The organism is Pseudomonas sp. B19125 (assembly GCF_044218855.1).
GTDB lineage: Bacteria > Pseudomonadota > Gammaproteobacteria > Pseudomonadales > Pseudomonadaceae > Aquipseudomonas > Aquipseudomonas edaphica.
The window spans coordinates 5,942,075-5,968,744 of record NZ_CP162589.1 but is presented as its reverse complement, the minus strand read 5'-3'; the positions used below and the strand labels follow the sequence as shown (position 1 = coordinate 5,968,744).

29 protein-coding genes and 1 pseudogene are annotated in these 26,670 nt (G+C 59.3%); 18 read left to right on the top strand and 12 right to left on the bottom strand.

Annotated features, from left to right (window positions below):
- Positions 1–31 precede the first annotated feature (31 nt).
- The 4 genes from rng (at position 32) to tldD (ending at position 7,737) form a co-directional block, all read left to right on the top strand.
- Positions 32–1,489, top strand: a complete 1,458-nt coding sequence (gene rng, locus AB4P96_RS27305) for a ribonuclease G (RefSeq protein WP_010213134.1) — start codon at positions 32–34, stop codon at positions 1,487–1,489.
- Positions 1,490–1,565: 76 nt separating this feature from the next.
- Positions 1,566–5,381, top strand: coding sequence for a YhdP family protein (locus tag AB4P96_RS27300; protein ID WP_177033671.1), 3,816 nt, complete (start codon positions 1,566–1,568; stop codon positions 5,379–5,381).
- A 48-nt stretch (positions 5,382–5,429) separates the two neighbouring features.
- Positions 5,430–6,278, top strand: a complete 849-nt coding sequence (locus AB4P96_RS27295; protein ID WP_017138248.1) for a carbon-nitrogen hydrolase family protein — start codon at positions 5,430–5,432, stop codon at positions 6,276–6,278.
- A gap of 16 nt (positions 6,279–6,294) precedes the next feature.
- Positions 6,295–7,737: a metalloprotease TldD gene (gene tldD / locus AB4P96_RS27290; RefSeq protein WP_064450712.1), complete on the top strand. Its 1,443-nt coding sequence runs from the start codon at positions 6,295–6,297 to the stop codon at positions 7,735–7,737.
- Between the two features lie 45 nt (positions 7,738–7,782).
- Here the strand turns inward: tldD and yjgA are convergent, their stop codons facing one another.
- A complete protein-coding gene (gene yjgA / locus AB4P96_RS27285) occupies positions 7,783–8,304 on the bottom strand; it encodes a ribosome biogenesis factor YjgA (protein WP_017138246.1) in 522 nt (173 codons plus the stop codon).
- Between the two features lie 108 nt (positions 8,305–8,412).
- Here yjgA and pmbA point away from each other — a divergent pair, with 108 nt between their 5' ends.
- The 6 genes from pmbA (at position 8,413) to AB4P96_RS27255 (ending at position 13,653) form a co-directional block, all read left to right on the top strand.
- Positions 8,413–9,759: a metalloprotease PmbA gene (gene pmbA, locus AB4P96_RS27280; protein WP_138449094.1), complete on the top strand. Its 1,347-nt coding sequence runs from the start codon at positions 8,413–8,415 to the stop codon at positions 9,757–9,759.
- Positions 9,760–9,893: 134 nt separating this feature from the next.
- Positions 9,894–10,289 (top strand): FagA protein, encoded by a 396-nt coding sequence (locus AB4P96_RS27275; protein ID WP_138449097.1) that lies wholly within the window; start codon positions 9,894–9,896, stop codon positions 10,287–10,289.
- Positions 10,282–11,658 (top strand): lyase family protein, encoded by a 1,377-nt coding sequence (locus AB4P96_RS27270; protein WP_099548386.1) that lies wholly within the window; start codon positions 10,282–10,284, stop codon positions 11,656–11,658. The genes AB4P96_RS27275 and AB4P96_RS27270 overlap by 8 nt, the downstream gene beginning before the upstream one ends.
- A 27-nt stretch (positions 11,659–11,685) precedes the next feature.
- Positions 11,686–12,114: a hypothetical protein gene (locus tag AB4P96_RS27265; RefSeq protein WP_017138243.1), complete on the top strand. Its 429-nt coding sequence runs from the start codon at positions 11,686–11,688 to the stop codon at positions 12,112–12,114.
- A gap of 1 nt (position 12,115) precedes the next feature.
- Positions 12,116–12,727: a superoxide dismutase gene (locus AB4P96_RS27260; RefSeq protein WP_017138242.1), complete on the top strand. Its 612-nt coding sequence runs from the start codon at positions 12,116–12,118 to the stop codon at positions 12,725–12,727.
- A 32-nt stretch (positions 12,728–12,759) separates the two neighbouring features.
- Positions 12,760–13,653 (top strand): ZIP family metal transporter, encoded by an 894-nt coding sequence (locus AB4P96_RS27255; protein WP_177033664.1) that lies wholly within the window; start codon positions 12,760–12,762, stop codon positions 13,651–13,653.
- Between the two features lie 37 nt (positions 13,654–13,690).
- Here the strand turns inward: AB4P96_RS27255 and AB4P96_RS27250 are convergent, their stop codons facing one another.
- From AB4P96_RS27250 to AB4P96_RS27205, 10 genes are all read right to left on the bottom strand, one after another.
- Positions 13,691–13,963, bottom strand: a complete 273-nt coding sequence (locus AB4P96_RS27250; RefSeq protein ID WP_017138240.1) for an HPr family phosphocarrier protein — start codon at positions 13,961–13,963, stop codon at positions 13,691–13,693.
- 16 nt (positions 13,964–13,979) lie between these two features.
- Positions 13,980–14,837: an RNase adapter RapZ gene (rapZ, locus tag AB4P96_RS27245; protein WP_017138239.1), complete on the bottom strand. Its 858-nt coding sequence runs from the start codon at positions 14,835–14,837 to the stop codon at positions 13,980–13,982.
- A 2-nt stretch (positions 14,838–14,839) separates the two neighbouring features.
- Positions 14,840–15,304 (bottom strand): PTS IIA-like nitrogen regulatory protein PtsN, encoded by a 465-nt coding sequence (gene ptsN, locus AB4P96_RS27240; RefSeq protein ID WP_177033662.1) that lies wholly within the window; start codon positions 15,302–15,304, stop codon positions 14,840–14,842.
- A gap of 12 nt (positions 15,305–15,316) precedes the next feature.
- On the bottom strand, positions 15,317–15,622 hold the full coding sequence (hpf, locus tag AB4P96_RS27235) for a ribosome hibernation-promoting factor, HPF/YfiA family (RefSeq protein WP_017138237.1): 306 nt from the start codon (positions 15,620–15,622) through the stop codon (positions 15,317–15,319).
- Between the two features lie 75 nt (positions 15,623–15,697).
- Positions 15,698–17,191 carry an RNA polymerase factor sigma-54 gene (locus tag AB4P96_RS27230; protein WP_017138236.1) on the bottom strand — a complete coding sequence of 498 codons (1,494 nt, stop codon included), beginning with the start codon at positions 17,189–17,191 and terminating at the stop codon, positions 15,698–15,700.
- A 184-nt stretch (positions 17,192–17,375) separates the two neighbouring features.
- Positions 17,376–18,101, bottom strand: coding sequence for an LPS export ABC transporter ATP-binding protein (lptB, locus tag AB4P96_RS27225; protein ID WP_016974288.1), 726 nt, complete (start codon positions 18,099–18,101; stop codon positions 17,376–17,378).
- Complete coding sequence (gene lptA / locus AB4P96_RS27220) at positions 18,101–18,673, bottom strand: lipopolysaccharide transport periplasmic protein LptA (RefSeq protein ID WP_099548390.1); 573 nt, start codon at positions 18,671–18,673, stop codon at positions 18,101–18,103. Before lptA ends, lptB begins: the two co-directional genes overlap by 1 nt.
- A complete protein-coding gene (lptC, locus tag AB4P96_RS27215; protein WP_017138234.1) occupies positions 18,660–19,232 on the bottom strand; it encodes an LPS export ABC transporter periplasmic protein LptC in 573 nt (190 codons plus the stop codon). Before lptC ends, lptA begins: the two co-directional genes overlap by 14 nt.
- An 8-nt stretch (positions 19,233–19,240) precedes the next feature.
- The gene (locus AB4P96_RS27210) at positions 19,241–19,765 is read right to left on the bottom strand and encodes an HAD family hydrolase (RefSeq protein ID WP_017138233.1); all 525 of its coding nucleotides are present in this window, start codon (positions 19,763–19,765) and stop codon (positions 19,241–19,243) included.
- Positions 19,766–20,740: a KpsF/GutQ family sugar-phosphate isomerase gene (locus AB4P96_RS27205; RefSeq protein ID WP_395600310.1), complete on the bottom strand. Its 975-nt coding sequence runs from the start codon at positions 20,738–20,740 to the stop codon at positions 19,766–19,768.
- 287 nt (positions 20,741–21,027) lie between these two features.
- Here AB4P96_RS27205 and AB4P96_RS27200 point away from each other — a divergent pair, with 287 nt between their 5' ends.
- From AB4P96_RS27200 to murA, 7 genes are all read left to right on the top strand, one after another.
- Positions 21,028–21,837 carry an ATP-binding cassette domain-containing protein gene (locus tag AB4P96_RS27200; RefSeq protein ID WP_005784851.1) on the top strand — a complete coding sequence of 270 codons (810 nt, stop codon included), beginning with the start codon at positions 21,028–21,030 and terminating at the stop codon, positions 21,835–21,837.
- Positions 21,837–22,634 carry a lipid asymmetry maintenance ABC transporter permease subunit MlaE gene (gene mlaE / locus AB4P96_RS27195; RefSeq protein WP_017138231.1) on the top strand — a complete coding sequence of 266 codons (798 nt, stop codon included), beginning with the start codon at positions 21,837–21,839 and terminating at the stop codon, positions 22,632–22,634. The genes AB4P96_RS27200 and mlaE overlap by 1 nt, the downstream gene beginning before the upstream one ends.
- A complete protein-coding gene (gene mlaD, locus AB4P96_RS27190) occupies positions 22,634–23,101 on the top strand; it encodes an outer membrane lipid asymmetry maintenance protein MlaD (RefSeq protein ID WP_010170575.1) in 468 nt (155 codons plus the stop codon). The genes mlaE and mlaD overlap by 1 nt, the downstream gene beginning before the upstream one ends.
- An 11-nt stretch (positions 23,102–23,112) precedes the next feature.
- Positions 23,113–23,766 carry a phospholipid-binding protein MlaC gene (locus AB4P96_RS27185; protein WP_017138230.1) on the top strand — a complete coding sequence of 218 codons (654 nt, stop codon included), beginning with the start codon at positions 23,113–23,115 and terminating at the stop codon, positions 23,764–23,766.
- Positions 23,763–24,068, top strand: a complete 306-nt coding sequence (locus AB4P96_RS27180) for a lipid asymmetry maintenance protein MlaB (RefSeq protein ID WP_099548392.1) — start codon at positions 23,763–23,765, stop codon at positions 24,066–24,068. Before AB4P96_RS27185 ends, AB4P96_RS27180 begins: the two co-directional genes overlap by 4 nt.
- Positions 24,069–24,182: 114 nt before the next feature.
- On the top strand, positions 24,183–24,422 hold the full coding sequence (locus tag AB4P96_RS27175) for a BolA family protein (RefSeq protein ID WP_017138228.1): 240 nt from the start codon (positions 24,183–24,185) through the stop codon (positions 24,420–24,422).
- A 23-nt stretch (positions 24,423–24,445) separates the two neighbouring features.
- On the top strand, positions 24,446–25,711 hold the full coding sequence (gene murA / locus AB4P96_RS27170) for a UDP-N-acetylglucosamine 1-carboxyvinyltransferase (protein WP_017138227.1): 1,266 nt from the start codon (positions 24,446–24,448) through the stop codon (positions 25,709–25,711).
- A gap of 24 nt (positions 25,712–25,735) precedes the next feature.
- Here murA and AB4P96_RS27165 read toward each other — a convergent pair.
- Positions 25,736–25,831 (bottom strand): annotated as a pseudogene (locus tag AB4P96_RS27165) (N-acetyltransferase); the annotation flags it as partial.
- A 121-nt stretch (positions 25,832–25,952) separates the two neighbouring features.
- On the opposite strand from AB4P96_RS27165, the gene hisG reads away from it, so the two are divergent.
- The gene (hisG, locus tag AB4P96_RS27160; protein WP_003188599.1) at positions 25,953–26,588 is read left to right on the top strand and encodes an ATP phosphoribosyltransferase; all 636 of its coding nucleotides are present in this window, start codon (positions 25,953–25,955) and stop codon (positions 26,586–26,588) included.
- Positions 26,589–26,670: the final 82 nt, after the last annotated feature.

The following is a 26,670-nucleotide window of genomic DNA, read 5'->3' as shown; positions in this document are numbered from 1 at the left end:
TATTGTGAAAACGCCTGAACGAGACCCAGCCATGAGTGAAGAGATTCTGATCAATATCACGCCGATGGAATCGCGCGTGGCGGTGGTAGAAAACGGTGTTCTGCAGGAAGTGCACGTCGAGCGCACCCAGAAGCGCGGTATTGTCGGCAATATCTATAAAGGCAAGGTGGTGCGCGTATTACCGGGCATGCAGGCGGCTTTCGTCGACATCGGCCTGGACCGTGCCGCGTTTATCCACGCCTCGGAAATTTCCCTGCGTGAAGGCCCGGCGGTGGAAAGCATCAGCGCCCTGGTGCACGAAGGGCAGAGCCTGGTGGTGCAAGTCACCAAGGATCCGATCGGTTCAAAAGGCGCGCGGCTGACGACGCAACTGTCGATCCCCTCGCGCTATCTGGTGTACATGCCGCGTACCGCGCATGTGGGTATTTCCCTCAAGATTGAAGACGAAGCCGAGCGTGAGCGCCTGAAAAAGGTGGTCAGCGACTGCGTGGCGGCCGAGGGCATCAAGGAAGCGGGTGGGTTTATTTTGCGTACTGCGGCAGAAGGCGCCGGTGCTGACGAAATCCTCATGGACATCCGCTACCTGCGCAGGCTCTGGGACCAGATCGGCGCACAGATCAAAACCATTGGTGCGCCGAGTGTCATTTATGAGGACCTCGGTCTGGCGTTGCGTACCTTGCGTGACCTGGTCAGCCCGAAGATCGAGAAAATTCGCATCGACTCGCGGGAAACCTTCCAGCGCACTACGCAATTCGTGGCCGAGCTGATGCCGGAAATTGCCGACCGCCTGGAGCATTATCCTGGCGAGCGGCCGATCTTCGACCTGTATGGCGTCGAAGATGAAATCCAGAAAGCCCTGGAGCGCAAAGTGCCGCTCAAGTCCGGCGGCTATCTGGTGGTCGATCCGGCCGAAGCCATGACCACCATCGATGTCAACACCGGCGCGTTCGTGGGCCATCGCAACCTCGAAGAAACCATCTTCAAGACCAACCTCGAAGCGGCCACCGCGATTGCCCGTCAACTGCGCCTGCGCAACCTGGGCGGCATCATCATTATCGACTTCATCGACATGGAAGACGAAGAGCACCAGCGCCAAGTGCTGCGCACCCTGGAGAAGCAACTGGAGCGTGACCACGCCAAGACCAACATTATCGGGATCACCGAGCTTGGTCTTGTGCAGATGACCCGCAAGCGCACCCGCGAAAGCCTTGAGCAAGTGCTGTGCGAGCCGTGCAGCAGTTGCCAGGGGCGTGGAAAGTTGAAGACCCCGGAAACGGTTTGCTACGAGATTTTCCGCGAAATCTTACGGGAGGCACGTGCCTACCAGGCGGAAGGCTATAGAGTGCTTGCCAACCAGAAAGTGGTCGACCGATTGCTGGATGAAGAGTCCGGTAACGTTGCTGAGCTTGAGGGTTTTATCGGGCGTACCATTCGTTTCCAGGTCGAAACCATGTATTCCCAGGAACAATACGACGTGGTGCTGCTCTGATCCCCAATCGCTTTCTTTATTCGAGACCGGCAGGCGTTGATCTGCCGTCCGCTAACTGCCTTGAGGGTCGCCTGACATGGAGCGTCTGACACGCTTTTTTGCCGCCTTGACCCGTTGGGGCCTGGGCCTGTGCGCCTTGCTGCTGGTACTGGCGGCGGTGTACGTGAGCCTGGGTCGTGAGTTGGTCCCACTGGTGGCGGAGTACCGCGCCGAAGTTGAAGCCAAGGCGCAGGCTGCGGTGGAGATGCCCCTGCACATCGGCAGCCTCGAAGGGCGCTGGAGTGGTTTCGCGCCGATATTGCTGGCCCACGACGTGATGGTCGGCGAAGGCAACAGCGCCTTGCGCCTGGATCAGGTTGAAGTGGTGCCGGATATCTGGGCCAGCCTGATGGCGCGCGAAGTGCGCATCGCCCACCTGGAAGTCAGCGGCCTGCAGTTGAGTGTCAAGGAAGACCAGGACGGCCACTGGGCGCTGCAAGGTTTGCCGGTGCAGGATGACCAGCCGTTGGACCCGCAGCAGTTGCTCACGCGCATGCAGATGGTCAAGCGCGTGTCGTTGCTCGACAGCCAGGTGACATTGCAGCCGTTCGAGCAAGCGCCGTTGACCCTGACCTATGTGGGCCTGAGCCTGCATACCGGCAACACCCGCCAACGCCTGGATGCACGCCTCACCCTGCCGGACGGCCAGCCTTTGGCGCTGAGCCTTCGTAGCCGTATTCGTGCAAGCGCATGGAAAGAGGGCGAAGTCGAAGCCTACCTGAGCCTGCCTCAAAGTGACTGGGCCAAATGGATTCCCGCCAGGCTGACCCAGCAATGGAAGCTCACTCAGTTCAAAGCCGGTGGCGAGTTCTGGCTCAATTGGGGCAAAGGCACCGTCCAAAGTGCCGTGGTGCGCCTCAACTCACCGCAAGTAAAGGGCAGTTACGCCGACCGCAAACCTGTGCATATCGAAAACCTCGCCCTGACCGCCTACCTGCAACGCAGTGACAGTGGCCTTAAGGTGTTGTTCGATTCACTGGCGATGAACATCGGCGATACCCGCTGGGAATCACACCTGCAACTGCAACAAAGCGTGGCGACCGACAAAGACCAGGAAACCTGGAAGCTTCAGGCTGACCGCCTTGACCTGACCCCTGTTACCCCGCTGTTGAATGCCTTGGCGCCATTGCCGGAAGGTTTTGCCAAAACCATCGAGCACCTCAAGGCCACGGGCGTGTTGCGCAATGTGTTGGTGGATTTCCGTCCGCAGGACGCCACCGATAAAAAACTCAGCTTCGCCGCCAACCTTGAACGCATCGGTTTTGACGCGTACTTCGGTGCGCCAGCCGCACGGAACGTATCCGGGAGTATCAGTGGCGATTTGGGCCAAGGTGAGTTGCGTATGGACAGCAAGGATTTTTCCCTGCACCTGTACCCGATCTTCGCCAAGCCCTGGCAGTACATCCAGGCCAACGCGCGCCTGACATGGAAGCTGGATAAAGAAGGCTTCACCCTGATTGCCCCTTACATCAAGGTGCTGGGCGAGGAGGGCAAAGTGGCTGCCGACTTCCTGATTCGCCTGCACTTCGACCATGCCCAGGAAGACTACATGGACCTGCGGGTCGGTATGGTCGATGGCGATGGTCGTTTCACGCCCAAGTATTTGCCGGCCGTGTTGAGCCCGTCCCTGGATGAATGGCTGCGCACCGCAATTCTTAAAGGCGCCGTGGACCAAGGGTTCTTCCAGTACCAAGGTTCGCTCAACCATGACGCGCTGCCCGCTGCGCGCAACATCAGCTTGTTCTTCAAGGTGCATGACGCCGAACTGGCCTTCCAGCCGGGTTGGCCGCATGTGAGCAAGGTCAATGGCGAAGTGTTTGTCGAGGAGAGCGGCGTGCGCATCCTGGCCAGCAAGGGCCAATTGCTCGACACCAAGGTCAAGGACGTGTACGTCAATATTCCCCACGCACCGGCCGGTAAAGACAGCCACCTGCTGATCACCGGTGGGTTTGCGGGCGGCCTGGGTGATGGTTTGAAGATCCTTCAGGACGCGCCGATAGGCACGGGTTCAACCTTTGCCGGCTGGAAGGGCGACGGCGACCTGCAAGGCAATCTGGACCTGGACATTCCGCTGGTCAAAGGCACCGAGCCGAAGATCGTGGTGGACTTCAAGACCGACAAAGCCCGTCTTCAATTGGCGGAGCCGACCTTGGACCTGACACAGCTCAAGGGCGATTTCCGCTTCGACAGCAGCAAGGGCTTGAGTGGCCAGAACATCTCGGCCCAGGCATTCGATCGACCGATCACCGCGCAAATTGTTGCCGATGGCAAGCCAGGCAACATCAGTACCCGCGTCACCGCCAAGGGCCAGGTCACGGTCAAGCGCCTGACCGATTGGTTAAAAATCAGCCAGCCGTTGCCAGTGTCCGGTGATATTCCGTACCAGCTGCAACTCACACTGGACGGCGCCGACAGCCAACTGATGGTCAGTTCCAATATGAAGGGTGTGGCGGTAGACCTGCCGGCGCCCTTCGGCATGCCTGCCAGCCAAGGCCGTGACAGTGTGTTCCGCATGACGTTGCAAGGTGCCGAGCGTCGTTACTGGTTCGACTACGGCGAATTGGCGAGCTTTACCTTTGCCTCGCCGCCGGACAAATTCAATGATGGGCGCGGGGAGTTGTTCCTTGGCGCCGGCAATGCTGTGTTGCCCGCAGCCAAAGGCTTGCGTATTCGCGGTGTGCTGTCGGAACTGGATATTGACCCATGGAAAAAACTCGCCAACCGCTACGCCGGTAACGACCCAGGCGGCAGCGCCAAACAGTTGCTCAGTGGTGCCGACTTCAAAGTGGGCAAACTGATCGGTTTTGGCACCCAGCTTGATCAGGCCAACCTTCAGCTGGACCGCAAGCCTGCCGCCTGGGGTTTGCAGCTCGACAGCCAGCAGGCCAAGGGCACGGTCAACCTGCCGGACGCCAAGGGCGCGCCGATTGCGATCAACCTGCAATACGTGAAGCTGCCGGCGGTGGACCCGACCGCGCAGGCCGACGAAAACGCACCGGACCCGTTGGCGGATATCGACCCCAAGGACATCCCCGCGCTGGATATCGCCATCAACCAGCTGTTCCAGGGCCCCGACCTGGTGGGCGCCTGGTCGCTGAAGATCCGCCCGACTGCCAAAGGCCTGGCCTTCAACAACCTCAACCTCGGCCTCAAGGGCATGCAGCTTAATGGTGCCGGCGGTTGGGAAGGCGCGCCCGGCGCCAGCAGCAGCTGGTACAAGGGCCGCCTGGACGGCAAGAACATTGCCGACGTGCTCAAGGGCTGGGGTTTTGCGCCGACCGTGACCAGCGAAGACTTCCACCTGGATGTGGATGGCCGTTGGCCGGGTTCGCCGGCCTGGGTTGGCCCCAAGCGTTTCTCCGGTAGCCTGGATGCGTCATTCCGTAAAGGCCAGTTTGTCGAAGTGGAAGGTGGCGCCCAGGCCTTGCGGGTGTTTGGTTTGCTCAACTTCAATTCGATCGGTCGCCGTTTGCGCCTGGACTTCTCGGACCTGCTCGGCAAGGGCTTGAGTTATGACCGGGTCAAAGGCTTGCTGGCCGCCAGTGATGGGGTGTTCGTCACCCGTGAACCCATCACCATGACCGGCCCGTCCACCAACCTCGAGCTCAATGGCACCCTGGACCTGGTGGCTGACCGTGTCGACGCCAAGCTGCTGGTCACGTTGCCGGTGACCAACAACCTGCCGATTGCCGCGCTGATTGTCGGCGCGCCCGCCATTGGCGGCGCGTTGTTCCTGATCGACAAGCTGATCGGTGACCGTGTTTCGCGCTTCGCCAGCGTGCAATACAAGGTTCAAGGCCCGTGGAAGGATCCAAAAATCACCTTCGACAAGCCATTTGAAAAGCCAAACTGAGAGCCTGTGGAGTAGCATGGCCGCATGCCTATTATGGAGTGTCGGCCCATGCCCTTTGCGGTAATTCAAATGGTCAGCCAGAGCGATGTGCTGGCCAACCTGGCCCAGGCCCGGCGCTTGCTGGAGCAGGCGGCAGCGGGCGGTGCGAAGCTTGCGGTACTGCCGGAGAACTTCGCTGCCATGGGTCGCCGCGACGTGGCCGATATCGGTCGCGCCGAAGCCTTGGGCGAAGGCCCGATCCTGCCCTGGTTGAAACAGACCGCCCGCGACCTCACCTTATGGATAGTGGCCGGCACTTTGCCGTTGCCGCCCAAGGACCAACCGCACGCCAAGTCCAACGCTTGCTCGCTATTGATCGATGATCAGGGCGAAATCGTCGCCCGGTACGACAAATTGCACCTGTTTGATGTCGATGTTGCAGATGCCAGGGGGCGTTATCGCGAATCTGACGACTATGCTTTCGGGAGCAATGTGGTGGTGGCGGACACGCCGGTGGGGCGCTTGGGCCTGACGGTGTGCTACGACTTGCGGTTTCCCGAGCTGTACAGCGAGCTGCGTGCAGCGGGGGCGGAGTTGATTACCGCGCCTTCGGCCTTTACGGCGGTGACCGGCGCGGCACATTGGGATGTACTGATTCGGGCGCGAGCCATCGAAACCCAGTGCTATTTATTGGCCGCCGCTCAAGGCGGTGCGCACCCGGGGCCACGGGAAACCTTTGGCCACGCAGCCATTGTCGACCCTTGGGGGCGTGTGCTGACACAACAGGATCAAGGCGAAGCGGTGTTGTTGGCCGAACGCGATAGCAGTGAACAAGCGTCGATACGGGCGCGCATGCCGGTGGTCAATCATCGGCGCTTTTTCTCGCAGGGCGCGCAGCGGCCTGCTTCAGAACGATGAATTTAAGGCCAAACCTATGAGCGAGTTGTTGTCCTCAGTCAGTGAACACCTCCTGGCACCCGGTGGCGTGACCATCGAAAGTTTGCAAACCGTGCTCGGTGATCTGGCCGGGCCGGGCATCGACGCGGCCGACCTGTATTTCCAGGGCCAGATTTCCGAGTCGTGGGCCCTCGAAGACGGCATCGTCAAGGAAGGCAGTTTCAACCTTGACCAAGGCGTAGGCGTGCGCGCGCAATCCGGTGAAAAGACTGGTTTTGCCTACAGCAACGCCATCACCCTTGAAGCCCTCGGCCTGGCGGCGCGCGCGGCACGCTCGATTTCCCGCGCCGGCCAGAACGGCACTGTGCAGGCTTTCAGCACTCAGGACGTGGCCCAGCTGTACGCGCCGGATAACCCGCTGGAGGTGATCAGCCGCGCGGAAAAGGTCGATTTGCTCAAGCGTATCGATGCGGCCACTCGTGCGCTCGACCCGCGTATTCAGCAAGTAACGGTGAGCATGGCTGGCGTGTGGGAGCGCATTCTGGTGGCGTCCACGGACGGCGGGCTGGCGGCGGACGTGCGGCCGCTGGTGCGTTTCAACGTGAGTGTCATTGTTGAGCAGAACGGCCGCCGCGAGCGCGGTGGTCACGGCGGTGGCGGGCGTACCGACTACCGTTATTTCCTCGCTGAAGACCGCGCCATGGGTTACGCCCGTGAAGCGCTGCGTCAGGCGCTGGTCAACCTGGAAGCCATTCCGGCGCCGGCCGGTACCTTGCCGGTGGTGTTGGGCTCGGGCTGGTCTGGCGTGCTGCTGCACGAAGCCGTGGGCCACGGCCTGGAAGGCGACTTCAACCGCAAAGGCAGTTCGGCCTACAGCGGGCGCATGGGCGAAATGGTTGCATCCAAACTCTGCACCATTGTCGATGACGGCACCCTGGCTGGCCGGCGTGGCTCGTTGAGTGTCGACGACGAAGGCACGCCGACCGAATGCACCACGCTGATTGAAAACGGCGTGCTCAAGGGCTATATGCAGGACAAGCTCAACGCCCGCCTCATGGGTGTGGCGCGTACCGGTAACGGCCGTCGCGAGTCTTACGCGCACCTGCCGATGCCGCGCATGACCAACACCTACATGCTCGGTGGCGAAAGCGACCCTGCAGAAATCATCGCCTCGGTAAAACGCGGGATCTACTGCGCCAACCTCGGCGGCGGCCAGGTCGATATCACCAGCGGCAAGTTTGTGTTCTCCACCAGCGAAGCGTACCTGATCGAAGACGGCAAGATTACCGCGCCGGTCAAAGGGGCGACGTTGATTGGCAATGGGCCGGAAGCCATGAGCAAGGTGTCGATGGTCGGTAATGACCTGTCGCTGGACAGCGGCGTGGGCACCTGCGGTAAGGATGGGCAGTCGGTGCCAGTCGGCGTCGGTCAGCCAACCTTGAAAATCGATGCGATCACCGTGGGTGGCACGGGGTCGTAATGGCCGGAGCTTCGGGTGGCGAAGACCGCCACCCGGGGAAGAGGGTCAACGCAGGCCGCGTTGAGTCTCGTCCAGCTCACGGATGTATTTGAAGATTTTACGGCTGGTGGCCGGCGCCTTGTTATGCGCCTGCTCGTGCTGGGCCTGACGGATCAGGGAGCGCAGTTGCTGGCGGTCCGCGTCCGGGTAGTCCAGCACGAATTTCTCCAGCACCGCGTCATCGCCCGAGATCAGGCGGTCACGCCAGCGCTCCAGGTTATGGAAGCGTTCGTTGTACTGGCGAGTGGAGGCATCGGTTTGATCGAGCAAGGCCAGAATGGCATCAGTGTCCTGATCGCGCATCAGCTTGCCGATAAACATGATGTGCCGTTTACGCGCGATATTCGCGGTGTGCTTGGGAGCATCCGCAAGCGCCCGGCGCATTTCGTCGGTCAGTGGCAATTTGGCAATCAAGTCTTTCTTGAGCGTTGTAAGGCGCTCGCCGAGGTCAACCAGCGCATGCAGCTCGCGTTTGACCTGGGTTTTGCTTTTCTCCCCATCGAGGGAGTCGTCGTAAGAATCAACCATGGTGGCAGTCCGCAAAGAAACGCCGCCATGATAACCAGTCGGGGGCCGCTTGTCCGGCCCGGTCGCTCGATGGCCTTAACCGAAAGCAGAATTTGAGTGGAGAAAACCATGAGTGCAGCCCAAAGCGTCGGTCCGCAAGCGTTACCGGCACTGCAGGAACAAGTCGAGCAGATCCTTGCCGAGGCCAAGCGCCAGGGGGCCAGCGCCTGTGAAGTAGCCGTGTCGCTGGAGCAGGGGCTGTCGACGTCGGTGCGCCAGCGTGAAGTGGAAACTGTTGAATTCAATCGCGACCAGGGTTTTGGTATCACGTTGTATGCCGGGCAGCGCAAAGGCTCGGCCAGTACTTCCGCCAGTGGGCCGGAAGCAATTCGTGAAACCGTGGCGGCGGCGCTGGCGATTGCCAAGCACACCTCCGAGGATGAAAGCTCGGGCCTGGCCGACAAAGCGCTGATGGCCAAGGACTTGAAGGATTTCGATCTGTTTCACGCCTGGGACATCACGCCCGAGCAAGCGATCGAAAAGGCACTGATCTGCGAAGCAGCGGCGTTTGATGCCGATGCCCGCATCAAGAACGCTGATGGCACCACGTTGAGCACTCATCAAGGCTGCCGTGTCTACGGTAACAGCCATGGTTTTATCGGTGGTTATGCCTCCACTCGCCATAGCTTGAGCTGCGTGATGATCGCCGAAGCCAATGGCCAGATGCAGCGCGATTACTGGTACGACGTGAGCCGCCAGGGCGAATTGCTCGCCGATCCAGTCAGCATCGGTCAGCGCGCGGCGCAACGTGCAGCGAGCCGCCTGGGCGCACGCCCGGTACCAACGTGTGAGGTGCCGGTGCTGTTCTCGGCTGAGCTGGCTGGTGGTTTGTTCGGCAGTTTCCTTGGCGCGATTTCCGGTGGCAACCTGTACCGAAAATCTTCGTTCCTTGAAGGCGCGATTGGCCAGAAACTGTTTCCTGAATGGCTGACGATTGATGAGCGCCCGCACCTGATGCGTGCCATGGGCAGTTCCTCATTCGATGGTGATGGCCTGGCCACCTATGCCAAACCGTTTGTCGAAAAGGGCGAGTTGGTGTCCTACGTGCTGGGCACTTACGCCGGTCGCAAGCTGGGCCTGCCAAGCACGGCGAACGCCGGTGGCGTGCACAACCTGTTCGTCACCCATGGCGATGAAGACCAGGCAGCGCTGTTGCGTCGTATGGGCCGAGGCCTGCTGGTCACCGAGCTGATGGGCAGTGGCCTGAACATGGTGACCGGTGATTATTCACGCGGTGCGGCGGGTTTCTGGGTAGAAAATGGCGAGATTCAATTCGCCGTCCAGGAAGTGACTATTGCCGGCAACATGCGCGATATGTTCAAGCAGATCGTCGCAGTGGGTAATGACCTGGAGCTGCGCAGCAACATTCGCACCGGTTCGGTGCTGATTGAGCGGATGACCGTCGCCGGCAGTTAACGGCGCGACGCTTCATCAAAAAGGCACGCCATCCTCAAGATGGCGTGCCTTTTTTAATGGCTGCAATTTGCTGCTCTTGTTTTGATTCTCAATATCATTTAATAATAAATATCATTACCGAATGAGCATGGATCATGAGTTCTGTCCTGCATGAGGATCCGTACCTGGAAAGTTGGCGTTGGATGAGTCGTCAGATTCGCTGCGGCCTTGATCCTAATGAACCGCGACTGATCGAACATTACCTCAACGAAGGGCGATACCTGGCGTGCTGCACCGCGACCCATCCGTGGACGATCGCCGAAACGTCATTCCGCCTTTTGATCGACACCGCGGGCGACATCGCCTTGCCCTGGCACTGGCGATCCATGTGCCTGGACCAGGCCTGGCGCCCACTTCGCGACCTGGAAAAACTTTCCCACTGTGCCTGCCGCCTCAAGCGCTGGCAGACCTTTGCCTGGCAATTGGCGACCTGCGAATTGCTGCCGTCTATTTCTCACTCCGACCTGGTGCAAGGATCAAACGATGAGTAACACCCGTATCGAACGCGACAGCATGGGCGAGCTGCAAGTGCCTGCCGAGGCTTTGTATGGCGCGCAGACCCAGCGCGCGGTGAACAATTTTCCGATCAGTCATCAACGCATGCCGGCGCAATTCATTCGCGCCCTGATCCTGGCCAAGGCCGCCGCCGCGAAGGTCAATGTCGACCTCAAGCAAATCAGCGAAGGGCAGGGCAAGGCCATCGTTGACGCGGCCCAGGGCTTGCTCGAAGGCAACTTCATGCCGCACTTCCCGGTGGATATTTTCCAGACAGGCTCCGGCACCAGCTCGAACATGAATGCCAACGAAGTGATTGCGACCTTGGCCAGCCGTTTGCTGGGTGAAGCGGTTAACCCCAATGATCATGTGAACTGTGGCCAAAGCAGCAACGACATTATCCCAACCACCATCCACGTCAGCGCAGCCTTGGTGCTGCATGAGCAAACGCTGCCGGCCTTGCTGCACTTGGTGCAAGTCATCGAGCAAAAGGGCGAAGAGGTCCACCCGTTCATCAAGACCGGCCGAACGCACCTGATGGACGCCATGCCGGTGCGCATGAGCCAGGTGCTTAATGGTTGGGCGCAACAGCTCAAGGCCAATATCGGCCATTTGCAGGATTTGCTGCCGAGCTTGCAGGCGCTGGCACAGGGTGGCACGGCGGTTGGTACCGGGATCAATGCGCACCCCGAATTTGCTGCGCGTTTCAGTCAGCAACTGAGCATCCTTAGCGGGGTGAAATTCACCCCCGGCAAGAACCTGTTCGCGCTGATCGGCTCCCAGGACACCGCCGTTGCCGTTTCCGGCCAGTTGAAAGCCACTGCGGTATCGCTGATGAAAATCGCCAACGACCTGCGCTGGATGAACTCCGGCCCGCTCGCAGGCTTGGGTGAAATCGAATTGGAAGGCTTGCAGCCAGGCTCCTCGATCATGCCGGGCAAGGTCAATCCAGTGATTCCGGAGGCCACCGCCATGGTTGCCGCCCAGGTCATCGGCAATGACACGGTGATCACTGTGGCGGGTCAGTCCGGCAACTTCGAGCTGAACGTGATGCTGCCGATCATCGCCCAGAACCTGCTCAGCAGCCTCGAATTGCTGGCCAATGCCAGCCTCCTGCTGGCCGACAAAGCCATCGCCAGCTTCAAGGTCAACGAAGCCAAGCTTAAGGAAGCGCTGTCGCGTAACCCGATCCTGGTCACCGCACTCAACCCGATCATTGGCTACCAAAAGGCCGCTGAAATCGCCAAGAAAGCCTATCAGCAAGGCCGCCCGGTGATCGATGTCGCTCTTGAGCACACCGACTTGTCACGTAGCCAACTGGAGATCCTGCTGGACCCGGAAAAGCTCACGGCCGGCGGCGTGTAATCACCGACCCTGCTTTGGAGGCGCACCATGGAGCACTGGAAACGCACGATCGAACGGGCCAATCGCTGTTTTATGGCGGGCGAGCTGGTCGACGCTCGTGAGGCCTATTTGCAAGCCCTGGCCCTGGCGCAAGTGTTGTTCGAGCGTTGGGCGGATGCCGACGAAGCAGTGGCGGCTTGCGTCATTTCCCACCACAACCTGGCGGACCTGCACCTGCGCCTGAACCAGCCGGAGGAAAGCGCGGAATACCTGTGCGCCATTCACCAACGGCTGTTGCAGACCATGCAGGACCCGCGTCTGAACCCGCAATTGCGCGAGGCGGCGTTGCGCCAGAGCAGCAAGACCTACGTCGAACTGTTGAATTTCATCAGCGATCACGGCGAGTACCCGCGTACCCATCGCCTGCTGGGCGGTACTGCGGCGCAACCGATCACTCCACACTACGGAGCACATTGATATGACCTACACCTTGCCTGCCCTGCCTTACGCCTACGACGCCCTGGAGCCGCATATTGATGCGCAAACCATGGAGATTCACTACACCAAGCATCACCAAACCTACATCAACAACCTCAATGCAGCGGTCGAAGGCACGGAGTTTGCGGGTTGGCCGGTAGAGAAGTTGGTGTCCAGCGTGCAGCAACTGCCGGAAAAGCTGCGTGCTGCCGTGATCAACCAAGGGGGTGGTCACGCCAACCACTCGTTGTTCTGGGCGGTGATGTCTCCAAAGGGCGGCGGTAAACCTGACGGCGCGCTGGGCAAAGCCATCGACGAGCATTTGGGCGGCTTCGACAGTTTCAAAGAGGCCTTCACCAAGGCCGCCTTGACCCGCTTCGGCAGCGGCTGGGCATGGCTGAGTGTCACCCCGCAAAAGACGCTGGTGGTGGAAAGCAGTGGCAATCAGGACAGCCCGTTGATGAGCGGCAACACGCCAATCCTGGGCCTGGACGTGTGGGAGCACGCCTATTACCTGCTGTATCAGAACCGTCGCCCGGAATACATCAACGCCTTTTATAGCGTGATCAACTGGCCGGAAGTCGCCGCACGCTACCAGGCCGCCCTGGCCTGATATTCAACCTATAACAAGATCTAAGGCCGACTATGGGCACTGAAACACTGGCGATCAGCAGCGGGCGAATGTTTCGTTATGCGTTTGGCTCGCTGTTGCTGTTGGCAGGGACTGCATTGCTGGTGGCCCATGGGCTGGCCTGGCTAAACCTTGAACCGCGTATCCTGCGCGCCTTGCAGGGCGGCGCTATCTGCGCGCTCGGCACGGCACTGGGCGCGGTGCCCGTGCTGGTCATACGCCGCATGCCGGTAGCGCTGAGCGATACCTTGCTGGGCTTTGGTGCCGGGGTAATGTTGGCGGCGACGGCTTTCTCGCTGATCGTACCGGGCATTGCGGCTGCCGAAGGCCTGGGGCTCTCGCCTTGGGGCGCCAGTGGTTTGATCAGCTTCGGCATCATGCTGGGGGCGTTCGGGCTGTATCTGGTAGACCGCAAGGTTTCCGGTGCGAGCCCGGAAATGCTGGTGGGTACGTCGGATAAACCCGTGATTGCGCCGCGTATCTGGTTGTTTGTGTTCGCCATCATTGCTCACAACATTCCGGAAGGTATGGCAGTGGGCGTTTCTGCCGGTGGCGGCATGCCGGACGCCGACAGCCTGGCCATGGGCATTGCCTTGCAGGATGTGCCGGAAGGTTTGGTGATTGCACTGGTGTTGGCAGGCGCGGGCATGTCGCGGGTCAAGGCGTTCTTGATCGGCGCCGCGTCAGGCTTGGTCGAGCCGGTGTTTGCCGTGCTGTGTGCGTGGTTGGTGAGCCTGGCTGAGGTTCTGTTGCCATTGGGGCTTGCGCTGGCGGCGGGGGCTATGTTGCTGGTGGTGACTCACGAAGTGATCCCGGAATCGCGCCGCAACGGTCACGAAAAGCTTGCCAGCCTGGGGTTGTGCGTCGGGTTTTGTTTGATGATGGTGATGGATACCGCATTAGGGTGAGGCCATTGCAGCCTCACACCTGTCTCAAAGGGTGGGTTTACTCACCCTCGTCAAAGTAGTTATTGATCAACTTAACCAGGGCGTCCATCGCTTCCTGCTCTTGTTCGCCTTCCGTCTTCAAGTGAATCTTGGTGCCCTTGCCCGCAGCCAGCATCATCATGGCCATGATGCTTTTGCCGTCGACCATCGATTCCGGCGTGCGCCCGGCGCGGATCTGGCAAGGGAACTGCCCGGCAACGCCGACAAATTTGGCCGAGGCGCGGGCGTGCAGGCCCAACTTGTTGATGATTTCAATTTCCAGAGCGGGCATCGCGGGGGTGTTCCTTTCAGCTAAGGTCGCGGTGGCGAACCTGGACGTTCTTGAGGGTTTGTTGCAGCACCTGGCCCAGGCGTTCGGTCAGGTAGACGGAACGGTGGTGGCCGCCGGTGCAGCCGATGGCAATGGTGACATAAGCCCGATTACTTGCGGCAAAGCGCGGTAACCATTTGAGCAGGTAGCTGGAGATATCCTGGAACATCTCCTCGACATCCGGTTGCGCAGCCAGGTACTCGGCTACTGGCTGGTCCAAACCAGACTGATCACGCAGCTCCGGCTTCCAGTAGGGGTTGGGCAGGCAGCGCACGTCGAACACCAGGTCGGCATCCACCGGCATCCCGCGCTTGAACCCGAACGACTCAACCAGAAAAGCCGTGCCTGGCTCCGGCTGGTTCAGCAGGCGCAGCTTGATGGCATCGCGCAACTGATACAGGTTGAGGTCCGTGGTGTTGATCTTGAGATCCGCGAGGTCAATGATCGGCCCCAGCAGCGTGGTCTCATCCTCTATGGCTTCGGCCAGGGAGCGATGCGGGCTGCTGAGAGGGTGACGTCGACGGGTTTCGGAGAAACGCTTGAGCAGCGTTTCCTCGTCGGCATCCAGGTACAGCACATCGCAGTGAATATGCTTGGCGCGTACTTCCTCGAGCAGTTGCGGGAAGCGCTCGAGATGGCTGGGCAGGTTGCGGGCGTCAATCGAGACGGCCACCAGTGGCTGCGGCAGTTCAGTGTGGATCAGGGCGCGTTCGGCCAATTCCGGCAGCAGGCCCGCCGGCAGGTTGTCGATGCAGTAGAAACCGTTGTCCTCCAGAACATTGAGGGCGGTGCTTTTACCCGAGCCGGAGCGGCCGCTGACGATGATCAAACGCATGGTTACTGCCCGCTTTGCTCATCGAGTACAACCTGATAAAGCGCCTCGTTGCTGCTGGCACTGCGCAGTCTGTCGCGTACTTCTTTGCGGTCGAGCATGCTGGCTATCTGCCGAAGCAGTTCCAGGTGCGCATCGGTGGCGGCTTGCGGGACCAGCAGAACGAACAGCAGGTCAACCGGGGCACCGTCGATGGCGTCGAAATCGATGGGGGCTTCGAGGTGGAGCAGGGCGCTGACGGGGGTCTCGCAGCCTTTGAGGCGGCAATGAGGAATGGCGATGCCGTTGCCAAAACCGGTTGAACCGAGTTTTTCACGGGCGATCAGCGCGTCGAATACATCCTGCATCTCCAGATCCGACACTTCGCGCGCGATCAGGTTGGCAATTTGTTCGAGGGCTTTCTTTTTGCTGCCGCCCGGCACGTTCACAAGGGAACGGCCGGGGGTCAGGATAGTTTCAAGTCGGATCATGGGTGGGGAGTGTTAGCGGCCTGTGCCTTGAAGAAGGCTCTGCTGCTTTTCCTTATGCTTTTTAAGTTGGCGGTCAAGCTTGTCAGTCAAGGCATCAATTGATGCATACATGTCTTCATGCTCGGCATTGGCGACTACTTCGCCACCGGGTATCTGGAGAGTCGCCTCAATTTTCTGCTGAAGCTTGTCGACCTTCATGATGACTTGCACATTGGTGATTTTGTCGAAATGACCCTCAAGCCGTTTCAGCTTCTGCTCGACGTATTCGCGCAATGGAGGGGTGACTTCTACATGGTGTCCACTGATGTTGACTTGCATACAGCTTCTCCTTCGTTGCCAGTGCATAAAGCGGTGGGTAGGAATACCCACCACTGGAACGCTATGGCCCGCCCGTCACATCAAACGCTTACGCTCGCTGGAAGGCGCGATCCCGAGGGACTCGCGGTACTTGGCGACGGTTCGACGGGCGACCTGAATGCCTTGTGCCTCCAGTAAACCAGCGATCTTACTGTCACTCAATGGCTTTTTCTGATTTTCCGCCGCAACCAGTTTTTTGATGATCGCGCGGATCGCCGTGGACGAGCATTCACCGCCTTCGGAGGTGCTGACGTGGCTGGAGAAAAAGTATTTCAGCTCATAAATACCCCGTGGGGTATGCATGAATTTCTGCGTGGTTACCCGTGAAATCGTCGATTCATGCATACCTACCGCTTCGGCAATGTCGTGCAGAACCAGTGGCTTCATCGCCTCGTCGCCATATTCCAGGAAGCCGCGCTGGTGCTCGACGATCTGGGTGGCCACTTTCATCAGGGTTTCGTTACGGCTTTGCAGGCTCTTGATGAACCAGCGCGCTTCCTGCAACTGGTTGCGCATGAAGGTGTTGTCGGCACTGGTGTCGGCGCGGCGCACAAAGCCTGCGTATTGTGGGTTGACCCGCAGGCGAGGCACCGATTCCTGGTTCAACTCCACCAGCCAGCGTTCGTTGTCTTTGCGCACGATCACGTCGGGCACGACATATTCGGCTTCGCTGGACTCGATCTGCGAGCCGGGGCGCGGGTTGAGGCTCTGTACCAGCTCGATGACCTGGCGCAGGTCGTCTTCCTTGAGCTTCATGCGGCGCATCAACTGGCTGTAGTCGCGGCTGCCCAGCAGGTCGATGTAGTCGGTGACCAGGCGCTGGGCTTCGGCGAGCCACGGGGTCTTGGCCGGCAGTTGGCGCAGTTGCAGCAACAGGCATTCGCTTAAGGTGCGAGCGCCAATGCCGGCAGGCTCGAACTGTTGGATGCGATGCAGGACGGCTTCGATTTCGTCCAGTTCGATGTCCAGTTCCGGGTCGAAGGCTTCAAGAATCTCGTCGAGCGTTTCGTCCAGGTAGCCCTGATTGTTGATGCAGTCGATCAGGGTTACGGCGATCAGGCGATCGGTATCGGACATCGGCGCCAGGTTCAGTTGCCACAGCAAGTGGCTCTGCAGGCTCTCACCGGCGGACGTGCGAGTGGTGAAGTCCCACTCGTCGTCGTCATTGCTGGGCAGGCTGCTGGCGCTGGTCTGGTAGACGTCTTCCCAGGCGGTGTCCACGGGAAGCTCGTTGGGAATGCGTTCGTTCCATTCACCTTCCTCAAGGTTGTCCACCGTAGGGGCGGTTTCCTGATAGGACGGTTCCTGCACGTCGGGGTTGGGTTTTTGCTCGATGTTGTCGGCCAGCGGGTCTGCATTGTCGAAGTCGTCGCCTTCTTCCTGGCGTTCGAGCATCGGATTGGACTCCAGGGCCTCCTGGATTTCCTGTTGCAGGTCCAGGGTCGACAATTGGAGCAGGCGGATGGCCTGTTGCAGCTGCGGTGTCATCGTCAGCTGCTGGCCCATTCTCAGGACTAGCGATGGTTTCATGGCAGGGGCTTAACACCTTATTCGCCGGCGCAATGCGCCATCCACGACAGGGCGCGTGAGCGCCAAACATAAGCAAATTATATGCCTGATATCAGGGGCTTTGCCTAGAGCGCGGTAACAATAAAAAAACTGAGGTTTTTATTGACTTGCACGCGCCCCGGGCAATGGCCTGATACCACCGTGTTTACAGGCGGAACTCGTGACCCAGGTACACTTCCTTCACCAGTTCATTGGCCAGGATAGTGGCGGAGTCACCTTCTGCAATCAGTTGCCCATCGTTAACGATATAGGCGGTTTCGCAGATATCGAGGGTCTCACGCACGTTGTGGTCGGTGATCAGTACACCGATACCCTTGGCCTTGAGGTGATGGATGATCTGCTTGATATCGCCAACCGAGATCGGGTCGACACCGGCGAAAGGTTCGTCCAGCAGGATGAACTTCGGTGCGGTGGCCAGGGCACGTGCGATTTCCACACGGCGACGCTCGCCACCGGACAAGCTCATGCCGAGGTTGTCGCGGATGTGGTTGATATGGAACTCCTGCAACAGGCTTTCCAGCTCTTTGCGACGGCCGTCACGGTCGAGTTCCTTGCGGGTCTCGAGGATCGCCATGATGTTGTCGGACACTGACAGTTTGCGGAAGATCGACGCTTCCTGGGGAAGATAGCCGATGCCGGCGCGTGCACGACCGTGCATGGGCTGGTGGCTTACGTCCAGGTCGTCAATCAATACACGGCCCTGATCCGCCTGGACCAGGCCAACAATCATATAGAAGCAGGTGGTCTTGCCGGCGCCGTTGGGGCCGAGCAAGCCGACGATCTGGCCGCTGTCGATCGACAGGCTGACGTCGCGTACGACCTGACGGCTTTTATAAGCTTTGGCCAGATGCTGGGCTTTCAGGGTTGCCATCAGTTCGTCTTCTTCGCAGCGGGTTTTGGCGCAGGGGCGGCAGCGTCTTTCTGCTTCGGCTGGATAACCATGTCGATGCGCGGCTTCGGTGTGCCGATTTTTGTGCCATTGGCGCGACCGGCGGTAGCGATCTGCTTGACGGTGTCGTAGGTGATTTTTTCACCTTCGGTGGTATTGCCGTCAGTACTGACAACCCGTGCCTGGTCAATCAGGATAATGCGGTTCTGCTGGGCGTGATACTGGATGGTCTTGCCGTAGCCTTTCATCGGTGCCGGGTCGGCAGCCGCCTGCTTCTGTTCGAAGTAAGCCAGGTTGCCCACCGAAGTCACCACGTCGATGTCGCCAGCCGGGGTGCGAGTCAGCGTTACCGTGTTGCCGGTAATCTTCATCGAGCCCTGGGTGATGATCACGCCACCGGTGTAGGTCGCGACGCCTTGTTTATCATCCAGCTGCGCATCGTCAGCCGAGATATGGATCGGTTGCTGGCTATCGTTCGGCAGAGCCCAGGCGCTCACGCTTCCCAGTGCTGCGCCCAGACCGAGCAAAATAGGGAGGGTTTTAACGAGCCTCATACTGTCCTCTTACGTTCGATAGCAGGTGTATCCTGCTTTCTTTCAAATACGCTTTCATTCCCTTGCCAGTCGATACACCGCCAGCGCCGTCAATTCTAACGTCTTGCTCGGTCTGCGCATATTGCTGTTGTGGGAAAACGGTCATGCGACTGCTGGTGATGATGGTGTCACGCTTGTGTTCATCGGTGCGCGCAACGCGTACCGAGTCGATCAACTCAACCTGGGTGCCGTCCGCATTGACCTCGCCACGTTTGCTGGTGACGTGCCACGGAAAGTCGGTGCCGCGGAACAGGTTCAGGTCCGGGTTGGTCAGCAAGCTGACGTCGGAGGCTTTGACGTGCTCCACCTTATCGGAGGTCATCTCGTATTGGACCTTGCCGTCAGGCATGAACTGCACCGTATAGGCATTGGTGGCGAAATTGTCGATCAGCCCCTCGTCAACCTGTGCTACAGGCTTGTCGAGAAAGCGCTCCGGGCTGATATTCCAGTAGCCCACCGCCAGGAACAGCGCGGCGATGACCCCGAATAACAGGAAGTTGCGAATCTTTTTGCTCAGCATAAAACGCTCTATAAGTAGGCGGCGTGGGCCGCTTCAAGACTGCCCTGGGCACGCAGGATCAATTCGCAGAACTCGCGGGCAGCGCCTTCACCGCCACGTGCGACAGTAATGCCATGGGCGTGTTCACGAACAAATGCCGCTGCATTGGCGACGGCCATGCCCAGGCCCACTCGGCGAATGACCGGCAGGTCAGGCAGATCATCACCCAGGTATGCAACCTGCTCATAGCTTAGGTTGAGTTGGCCAAGAAGCTCGTCCAGAACCACCAGTTTATCCTCACGGCCTTGATACAGGTGAGGAATCCCCAGGTTTTGTGCGCGGCGTTCCACAACCGGTGTCTTTCGACCACTGATAATTGCCGTTTGCACACCGGCGGCCATCAACATTTTGATGCCCTGGCCGTCGAGGGTGTTAAAGGTCTTGAATTCGCTGCCATCTTCGAGAAAGTACAGGCGGCCGTCGGTCAGCACGCCGTCCACGTCGAAAATCGCCAGTTTGATGTGTTTGCCGCGTTGCATCAGGTCGCTGGTCATTTACATCACTCCCACACGCAGCAAGTCGTGCATGTTCAGGGCGCCGATCGGACGGTCGTCACTATTGACCACCACCAGCGCGCCAATCTTATGGTCTTCCATGATCTTCAGCGCTTCGGCTGCAAGCATCTCGGGGCGGGCGGTCTTGCCGTGGGGCGTCATCACCGCATCAATGGTCGCGGTGTGGATATCGATGGTGCGGTCCAGGGTGCGGCGCAGGTCGCCGTCGGTGAAGACTCCGGCCAGACGCCCGTCGGCTTCCAGGATTACGGTCATGCCCAGGCCCTTGCGGGTCATTTCCATCAGCGCGTCTTTGAGCAAGGTGCCGCGTTGCACGTGGGGCAGCTCATCCCCCGAGTGCATGACGTTTTCCACTTTGAGCAGCAGGCGACGACCCAGCGCGCCGCCAGGGTGCGAAAACGCGAAGTCTTCAGCGGTAAAGCCACGAGCTTCCAGCAACGCCACGGCCAGGGCGTCGCCCATGACCAGGGCGGCGGTGGTGGAGGAGGTCGGTGCCAGGTTAAGCGGGCAGGCTTCGTGGGCCACGTGCACGTTCAAATTGACTTCGGCAGCCTTGGCCAGCGTGGATTCCGGGTTGCCGGTGAGGCTGATCATCTTGATGCCCAGGCGCTTGATCAAGGGCAGCAAGGTCACGATTTCGTTGGTGGTGCCCGAGTTCGACAGCGCCAGGATAATGTCATCCTTGGTGATCATGCCCATGTCACCGTGGCTGGCTTCGGCCGGGTGCACGAAAAACGCCGTGGTCCCGGTGCTGGCCAGGGTGGCGGCGATCTTGTTGCCGACGTGGCCGGATTTGCCCATGCCGACCACCACAACGCGGCCCGTGCTGGCCAGAATCATCTCGCAGGCGCGTACGAAATCTGCGTCGATATGGGCCAGTAAACCTTCTACGGCTTCAAGCTCGAGGCGGATGGTGCGTTGTGCGGATTGAATAAGGTCGCTGGATTGGCTCATGTCTGAAATCGTATAGCCTGACGAAAAGTCGGCGATTATAGCGGTAATGATCAAATCCCTCACGCTAGTTATTCTGCAGGTGCCTGGGATTTATGCTCAGCCACGTGTTTTCCCTGTCCCGAATCTGAACAAGCGCTGTTCCGGCCTTGGGGGCTCTGTACCAGCAGTGATATAGTTCGCCGCCAGTTCGGTCGGCCCACCCCATGCCGCTAACTTTTGTGCATCTGTTGCAAACGAAAGTCGCAAGCATGGTGTCTGAGTGAAAGGCTGCATCCCAAGGAGATTAGATGAGTGCCGATAACGCCTACGCGGTCGAGCTGAAGGGTCTTACCTTCAAGCGCGGTTCGCGCAGCATCTTCAATAACGTCGATATTCGCATTCCCCGCGGCAAAGTCACGGGCATCATGGGGCCTTCCGGTTGCGGCAAGACCACTTTGTTGCGCCTGATGGGCATGCAATTGCGGCCCAGCGCCGGCGAAGTGTGGGTCAACGGCCAGAACCTGCCGACCCTGTCGCGCAGCGATCTGTTCGATGCGCGCAAGCATATGGGCGTGCTGTTCCAGAGCGGCGCCCTGTTTACCGACCTCGACGTTTTCGAAAACGTAGCGTTTCCGCTGCGGGTGCATACCCAGCTGTCCGATGAAATGATTCGTGACATTGTGCTGCTCAAACTGCAAGCCGTGGGCTTGCGCGGTGCCATCGACCTGATGCCCGACGAGTTGTCCGGTGGCATGAAGCGTCGTGTTGCGCTGGCGCGGGCTATTGCTCTCGATCCGCAGATCCTCATGTATGACGAGCCGTTCGTAGGCCAGGACCCGATCGCCATGGGCGTGCTGGTGCGCCTGATCCGCCTGCTCAACGATGCGTTGGGGATCACCAGCATCGTGGTTTCCCACGACCTGGCCGAAACCGCGAGCATTGCTGACTACCTTTATGTGGTCGGCGATGGCCAGGTGCTGGGGCAGGGTACGCCTGAAGAACTGATGAACGCTGATAACCCGCGCATTCGCCAATTCATGACCGGCGATCCCGATGGCCCGGTGCCTTTTCATTTTCCGGCAGCGGACTACCGCTCAGATCTTCTGGGGAAGCGCTGATGCGCAAGACATCTTTACTCGAGAAGGTTCGCCTTTTCGGCCGTTCCGGCATTGACTTGGTCGAGGTCCTGGGGCGTTCGACAATTTTTCTGTTTCACGCGCTGCTCGGGCGTGGCGGCATTGGCGGCGGTTTTGGCCTGTTGTTGAGACAGCTGCATTCGGTGGGCGTGATGTCCCTGGTCATCATCGTGGTGTCCGGGATATTCATCGGTATGGTGCTGGCGTTGCAGGGGTTCAATATCCTCTCCAGCTACGGTTCGGAGCAGGCAGTCGGGCAGATGGTTGCCCTGACGCTGCTGCGTGAGCTGGGGCCGGTGGTCACCGCTTTGCTGTTCGCTGGCCGTGCGGGTTCTGCATTGACCGCCGAAATCGGCAACATGAAGTCCACCGAGCAGTTGTCCAGCCTGGAAATGATCGGCGTCGACCCGCTCAAGTATATTGTTGCCCCGCGCCTGTGGGCCGGCTTCATATCCCTGCCGCTGCTGGCGATGATTTTCAGCGTGGTGGGCATCTGGGGTGGTTCGTGGGTGGCGGTTGACTGGTTGGGCGTCTATGACGGCTCCTACTGGGGCAACATGCAAAACAGCGTGACCTTCAGCGGCGACGTGCTCAATGGCATCATCAAAAGCATCGTTTTCGCCTTTGTAGTGACCTGGATCGCCGTATTCCAAGGCTATGACTGTGAGCCCACTTCAGAAGGGATCAGTCGCGCCACCACCAAGACCGTTGTGTACGCCTCGCTGGCGGTACTGGGCCTTGACTTCATTTTGACCGCCTTGATGTTTGGAGATTTCTGATGCAAAACCGCACTGTGGAAATCGGTGTCGGCCTTTTCTTGCTGGCTGGCATCCTGGCTTTACTGTTGCTCGCCCTGCGAGTCAGCGGCCTTTCGGCCAGCCCCACCGCCGATACTTATAAGCTTTACGCGTACTTCGACAATATTGCTGGTTTGACGGTCAGAGCTAAAGTGACCATGGCCGGTGTAACCATCGGCAAGGTCACGGCAATCGATCTGGATCGCGACAGCTTCACTGGCCGGGTGACCATGCAAGTCGACAAGAAGGTAGATAATCTGCCGACTGACTCCACTGCATCTATCCTCACTGCTGGGCTGCTGGGCGAGAAGTACATCGGCATCAGCGTGGGTGGGGAAACAGCCCTGCTCAAGGATGGTTCGACAATCCACGACACACAGTCGTCGCTGGTGCTTGAAGACTTGATCGGTAAATTCCTGCTCAATACGGTCAATAAAGACGCCAAATGAGGAACCTGTTCATGATCTCTACCTTGCGACGTGGCCTGCTGGTGCTGCTGGCAGCGCTGCCGCTGATGGCTAATGCCGCTGCCGGCGGTTCTGCGCACGATCTGGTGCAGGACACCACCAACAAGATGTTGGCTGACCTGACTGCCAACAAAGAGCAGTACAAGCAAGACCCGACCAGGTTTTACGAAGCACTGAATACCATTGTGGGCCCGGTGGTCGATGCCGAAGGCATTTCCCGTAGCATCATGACGGTCAAGTATTCGCGCAAGGCTACCCCTGCGCAAATGCAAACATTCCAGGAAAACTTCAAGAAGGGCCTGTTCCAGTTCTACGGCAACGCCCTGCTGGAGTACAACAACCAAGGTATTACCGTCGCCCCAGCCGGGGATGAGTCGGGTGATCGCACCAGCGTTAACATGAGCGTCAAAGGCAACAACGGCGCCATCTACCCTGTGCAGTACACGCTGGAGAAGGTCAACGGCGAGTGGAAACTGCGCAACGTGATCATCAACGGCATCAACATCGGCAAGCTGTTCCGCGATCAGTTCGCTGATGCGATGCAGCGTAATGGCAATAACCTGGACAAAACCATCAATGGTTGGGCCGGTGAAGTCGCCAAAGCCAAGGAAGAAACCGACAAACAAGCCGGGAAGCCTGCGCAATGACCGAGTCGGCTGTTCGTTTGGGTGACGCCGGCGAGTTGTTCCTCAGTGGCGTGCTGGATTACCGCACCGGGCCTGACCTGCGCAAGCAGGGTCAGGCGCTGATCAACAGCAGTAACGCACCTGCGTTGGTGCTTGATTGCTCGGCGGTGACCAAGTCCAGCAGCGTCGGCTTGTCGTTGTTGCTGTGCTTCATGCGTGATGCGCAAGCCGCCAAGAAGCCGGTCAGCATCCGCTCAATGCCCGAGGACATGCGTGAAATCGCTCAGGTTTCCGGTATTACCGAACTGTTGGCGCATCCTTAATACACATTATTAAAGAAGCCCCCCGTCAGAGTCCTGCTATGCGGGGTTCGCAGGCGCGGGGCTTTTTTGTATGATGTGCGACCCGTGCGCACTGGGCGCCGATAGAGGTTGAGCATGCAGGCCCTAGAAGTTAAAAGCTTCCTTGAAGGAAAGCTGCCGGAAACGATCGTAGAAGTTGAAGGCGAAGGCTGCAATTTCCAGCTGAACGTGATTAGCGATGAACTGGCGAAATTGAGCCCGGTCAAGCGTCAACAGCAGATCTATGCCCATTTGAACCCGTGGATCACCGATGGCAGCATCCACGCGGTTACTATGAAATTTTTCAGCCGCGCGGCCTGGGCCGAGCGTACCTGAGCCCCCAAGGCGTCGAGATTCTTATGGATAAATTGATTATTACCGGTGGTGCCCGCCTCGATGGCGAGATCCGCATTTCCGGTGCAAAAAACTCCGCCTTGCCGATCCTGGCAGCGACCCTGCTGTGCGATGGCCCGGTAACTGTGGCCAACCTGCCGCACCTGCACGACATTACCACCATGATCGAGCTGTTCGGTCGCATGGGTATTGAGCCGGTGATCGACGAGAAGCTGTCTGTCGAAATCGACCCGCGCACCATCAAGACCCTGATCGCTCCGTACGAACTGGTGAAAACCATGCGTGCCTCGATCCTGGTGCTGGGCCCGATGGTTGCCCGTTTCGGCGAAGCTGAAGTAGCACTGCCTGGCGGTTGCGCGATTGGTTCGCGCCCTGTCGACCTGCACATCCGTGGCCTTGAAGCCATGGGCGCGGTCATTGACGTAGAAGGTGGCTACATCAAGGCCAAGGCGCCGGAAGGCGGTTTGCGCGGTGCCAACTTCTTCTTTGATACCGTCAGCGTCACCGGTACCGAGAACATCATGATGGCTGCCGCCCTGGCGAACGGTCGCAGTGTGCTGCAAAACGCAGCGCGCGAGCCTGAAGTAGTCGACCTGGCCAACTTCCTGATCGCCATGGGTGCCAACATCACCGGCGCCGGCACCGACACCATCACTATCGACGGTGTGAAGCGTCTGCACTCGGCCACCTACAAAGTGATGCCGGACCGTATCGAGACCGGCACCTACCTGGTTGCCGCTGCCGTTACCGGTGGCCGCGTCAAGGTCAAGGACACCGATCCGACCATCCTGGAAGCCGTGCTGGAAAAACTCAAGGAAGCCGGTGCTGAAATCACTACCGGTGAAGACTGGATCGAGCTGAACATGCACGGCAAGCGGCCAAAAGCCGTAAACGTGCGTACGGCTCCTTACCCGGCGTTCCCGACCGACATGCAGGCGCAGTTCATTTCCTTGAACGCGATTGCCGAAGGCACAGGCGCCGTGATCGAGACCATCTTCGAAAACCGCTTCATGCACGTGTATGAACTGCACCGCATGGGCGCCAAGATCCAGGTCGAAGGCAACACCGCCATCGTTACCGGCATCGACAAGCTCAAGGGCGCGCCAGTGATGGCGACCGACCTGCGTGCCTCGGCCAGCCTGGTGATTTCGGCGTTGTGCGCCGACGGCGACACCTTGATCGACCGCATCTACCACATCGACCGTGGTTACGAGTGCATCGAAGAAAAGCTGCAGATGCTCGGCGCTAAAATCCGCCGCGTACCGGGCTAGCTCCTGGAACTGTAAACACCGTCACCTGTGGCGAGGGAGCTTGCTCCCGCTGGACTGCGCAGCAGTCCCGTTCTTGGGGGCCGCTTCGCGACCCAGCGGGAGCAAGCTCCCTCGCCACAGGGTTGTGTTTTCAGCTAATCCTGCTGAATTTGTTTCAAGTCGAGGCTGTAATGGCCTCGATCTGTGTCTGGCGCCGTTTGCGACCGGGCAGCAATAGCCTGATGAAGGACTGACGTTTCCCATGTTGACCATCGCACTGTCCAAGGGCCGCATCCTTGACGACACTTTGCCGCTTCTGGCTGAAGCGGGCATCGTGCCAACCGAGAATCCGGACAAGAGCCGCAAGCTGATCATCCCCACGACCCAGGACGACGTTCGCCTGCTGATCGTGCGGGCTACCGACGTGCCGACCTACGTTGAGCATGGCGCCGCCGACCTCGGTGTTGCGGGTAAAGATGTGCTGATGGAATACGGTGGCCAGGGCCTTTACGAGCCGTTGGACCTGCGTATTGCGCTGTGCAAGCTGATGACCGCCGGCCGTGTCGGTGACGTTGAGCCTAAAGGCCGCCTGCGCGTGGCCACCAAGTTCGTCAACGTCGCCAAGCGCTACTACGCCGAGCAAGGCCGTCAGGTCGACATTATCAAGCTCTACGGCTCGATGGAGCTGGCGCCGCTGATCGGCCTGGCTGACAAGATCATCGACGTGGTCGACACCGGCAACACCCTGCGCGCCAACGGCCTCGAACCCCAGGACTTCATTGCCGACATCAGCTCCCGCCTGATCGTCAACAAAGCTTCGATGAAGATGCAACATGCCCGTATCCAGGCGTTGATCGACACCCTGCGCAAGGCAGTGGAGTCTCGACACCGCGGTTGACTCACCCGCGCGGCCTTAGGCCGCGCCCGTCTATCCGCCTCATAGCCAGAATTCTCAGGTGCCCAAGCGGAAATGACTGCTA

What these genes read in the sequence shown, in the direction of transcription:
- mlaE (WP_017138231.1), top strand. Translation starts at nt 21,837, where the DNA reads ATGCGCAAGACATCTTTACTCGAGAAGGTTCGCCTTTTCGGCCGTTCC.
- murA (WP_017138227.1), top strand. Translation starts at nt 24,446, where the DNA reads ATGGATAAATTGATTATTACCGGTGGTGCCCGCCTCGATGGCGAGATC.
- lptB (WP_016974288.1), bottom strand. Translation starts at nt 18,101, where the DNA reads ATGGCAACCCTGAAAGCCCAGCATCTGGCCAAAGCTTATAAAAGCCGT.
- rapZ (WP_017138239.1), bottom strand. Translation starts at nt 14,837, where the DNA reads ATGCGTTTGATCATCGTCAGCGGCCGCTCCGGCTCGGGTAAAAGCACC.
- AB4P96_RS27275 (WP_138449097.1), top strand. Translation starts at nt 9,894, where the DNA reads ATGAGTTCTGTCCTGCATGAGGATCCGTACCTGGAAAGTTGGCGTTGG.
- AB4P96_RS27175 (WP_017138228.1), top strand. Translation starts at nt 24,183, where the DNA reads ATGCAGGCCCTAGAAGTTAAAAGCTTCCTTGAAGGAAAGCTGCCGGAA.
- mlaD (WP_010170575.1), top strand. Translation starts at nt 22,634, where the DNA reads ATGCAAAACCGCACTGTGGAAATCGGTGTCGGCCTTTTCTTGCTGGCT.
- hisG (WP_003188599.1), top strand. Translation starts at nt 25,953, where the DNA reads ATGTTGACCATCGCACTGTCCAAGGGCCGCATCCTTGACGACACTTTG.
- AB4P96_RS27200 (WP_005784851.1), top strand. Translation starts at nt 21,028, where the DNA reads ATGAGTGCCGATAACGCCTACGCGGTCGAGCTGAAGGGTCTTACCTTC.
- AB4P96_RS27300 (WP_177033671.1), top strand. Translation starts at nt 1,566, where the DNA reads ATGGAGCGTCTGACACGCTTTTTTGCCGCCTTGACCCGTTGGGGCCTG.
- AB4P96_RS27180 (WP_099548392.1), top strand. Translation starts at nt 23,763, where the DNA reads ATGACCGAGTCGGCTGTTCGTTTGGGTGACGCCGGCGAGTTGTTCCTC.
- pmbA (WP_138449094.1), top strand. Translation starts at nt 8,413, where the DNA reads ATGAGTGCAGCCCAAAGCGTCGGTCCGCAAGCGTTACCGGCACTGCAG.
- lptA (WP_099548390.1), bottom strand. Translation starts at nt 18,673, where the DNA reads ATGAGGCTCGTTAAAACCCTCCCTATTTTGCTCGGTCTGGGCGCAGCA.
- AB4P96_RS27210 (WP_017138233.1), bottom strand. Translation starts at nt 19,765, where the DNA reads ATGACCAGCGACCTGATGCAACGCGGCAAACACATCAAACTGGCGATT.
- AB4P96_RS27260 (WP_017138242.1), top strand. Translation starts at nt 12,116, where the DNA reads ATGACCTACACCTTGCCTGCCCTGCCTTACGCCTACGACGCCCTGGAG.
- AB4P96_RS27250 (WP_017138240.1), bottom strand. Translation starts at nt 13,963, where the DNA reads ATGCCCGCTCTGGAAATTGAAATCATCAACAAGTTGGGCCTGCACGCC.
- lptC (WP_017138234.1), bottom strand. Translation starts at nt 19,232, where the DNA reads ATGCTGAGCAAAAAGATTCGCAACTTCCTGTTATTCGGGGTCATCGCC.
- AB4P96_RS27295 (WP_017138248.1), top strand. Translation starts at nt 5,430, where the DNA reads ATGCCCTTTGCGGTAATTCAAATGGTCAGCCAGAGCGATGTGCTGGCC.
- AB4P96_RS27265 (WP_017138243.1), top strand. Translation starts at nt 11,686, where the DNA reads ATGGAGCACTGGAAACGCACGATCGAACGGGCCAATCGCTGTTTTATG.
- AB4P96_RS27185 (WP_017138230.1), top strand. Translation starts at nt 23,113, where the DNA reads ATGATCTCTACCTTGCGACGTGGCCTGCTGGTGCTGCTGGCAGCGCTG.
- yjgA (WP_017138246.1), bottom strand. Translation starts at nt 8,304, where the DNA reads ATGGTTGATTCTTACGACGACTCCCTCGATGGGGAGAAAAGCAAAACC.
- AB4P96_RS27270 (WP_099548386.1), top strand. Translation starts at nt 10,282, where the DNA reads ATGAGTAACACCCGTATCGAACGCGACAGCATGGGCGAGCTGCAAGTG.
- rng (WP_010213134.1), top strand. Translation starts at nt 32, where the DNA reads ATGAGTGAAGAGATTCTGATCAATATCACGCCGATGGAATCGCGCGTG.
- ptsN (WP_177033662.1), bottom strand. Translation starts at nt 15,304, where the DNA reads ATGATCCGACTTGAAACTATCCTGACCCCCGGCCGTTCCCTTGTGAAC.
- AB4P96_RS27230 (WP_017138236.1), bottom strand. Translation starts at nt 17,191, where the DNA reads ATGAAACCATCGCTAGTCCTGAGAATGGGCCAGCAGCTGACGATGACA.
- tldD (WP_064450712.1), top strand. Translation starts at nt 6,295, where the DNA reads ATGAGCGAGTTGTTGTCCTCAGTCAGTGAACACCTCCTGGCACCCGGT.
- AB4P96_RS27255 (WP_177033664.1), top strand. Translation starts at nt 12,760, where the DNA reads ATGGGCACTGAAACACTGGCGATCAGCAGCGGGCGAATGTTTCGTTAT.
- AB4P96_RS27205 (WP_395600310.1), bottom strand. Translation starts at nt 20,740, where the DNA reads ATGAGCCAATCCAGCGACCTTATTCAATCCGCACAACGCACCATCCGC.
- hpf (WP_017138237.1), bottom strand. Translation starts at nt 15,622, where the DNA reads ATGCAAGTCAACATCAGTGGACACCATGTAGAAGTCACCCCTCCATTG.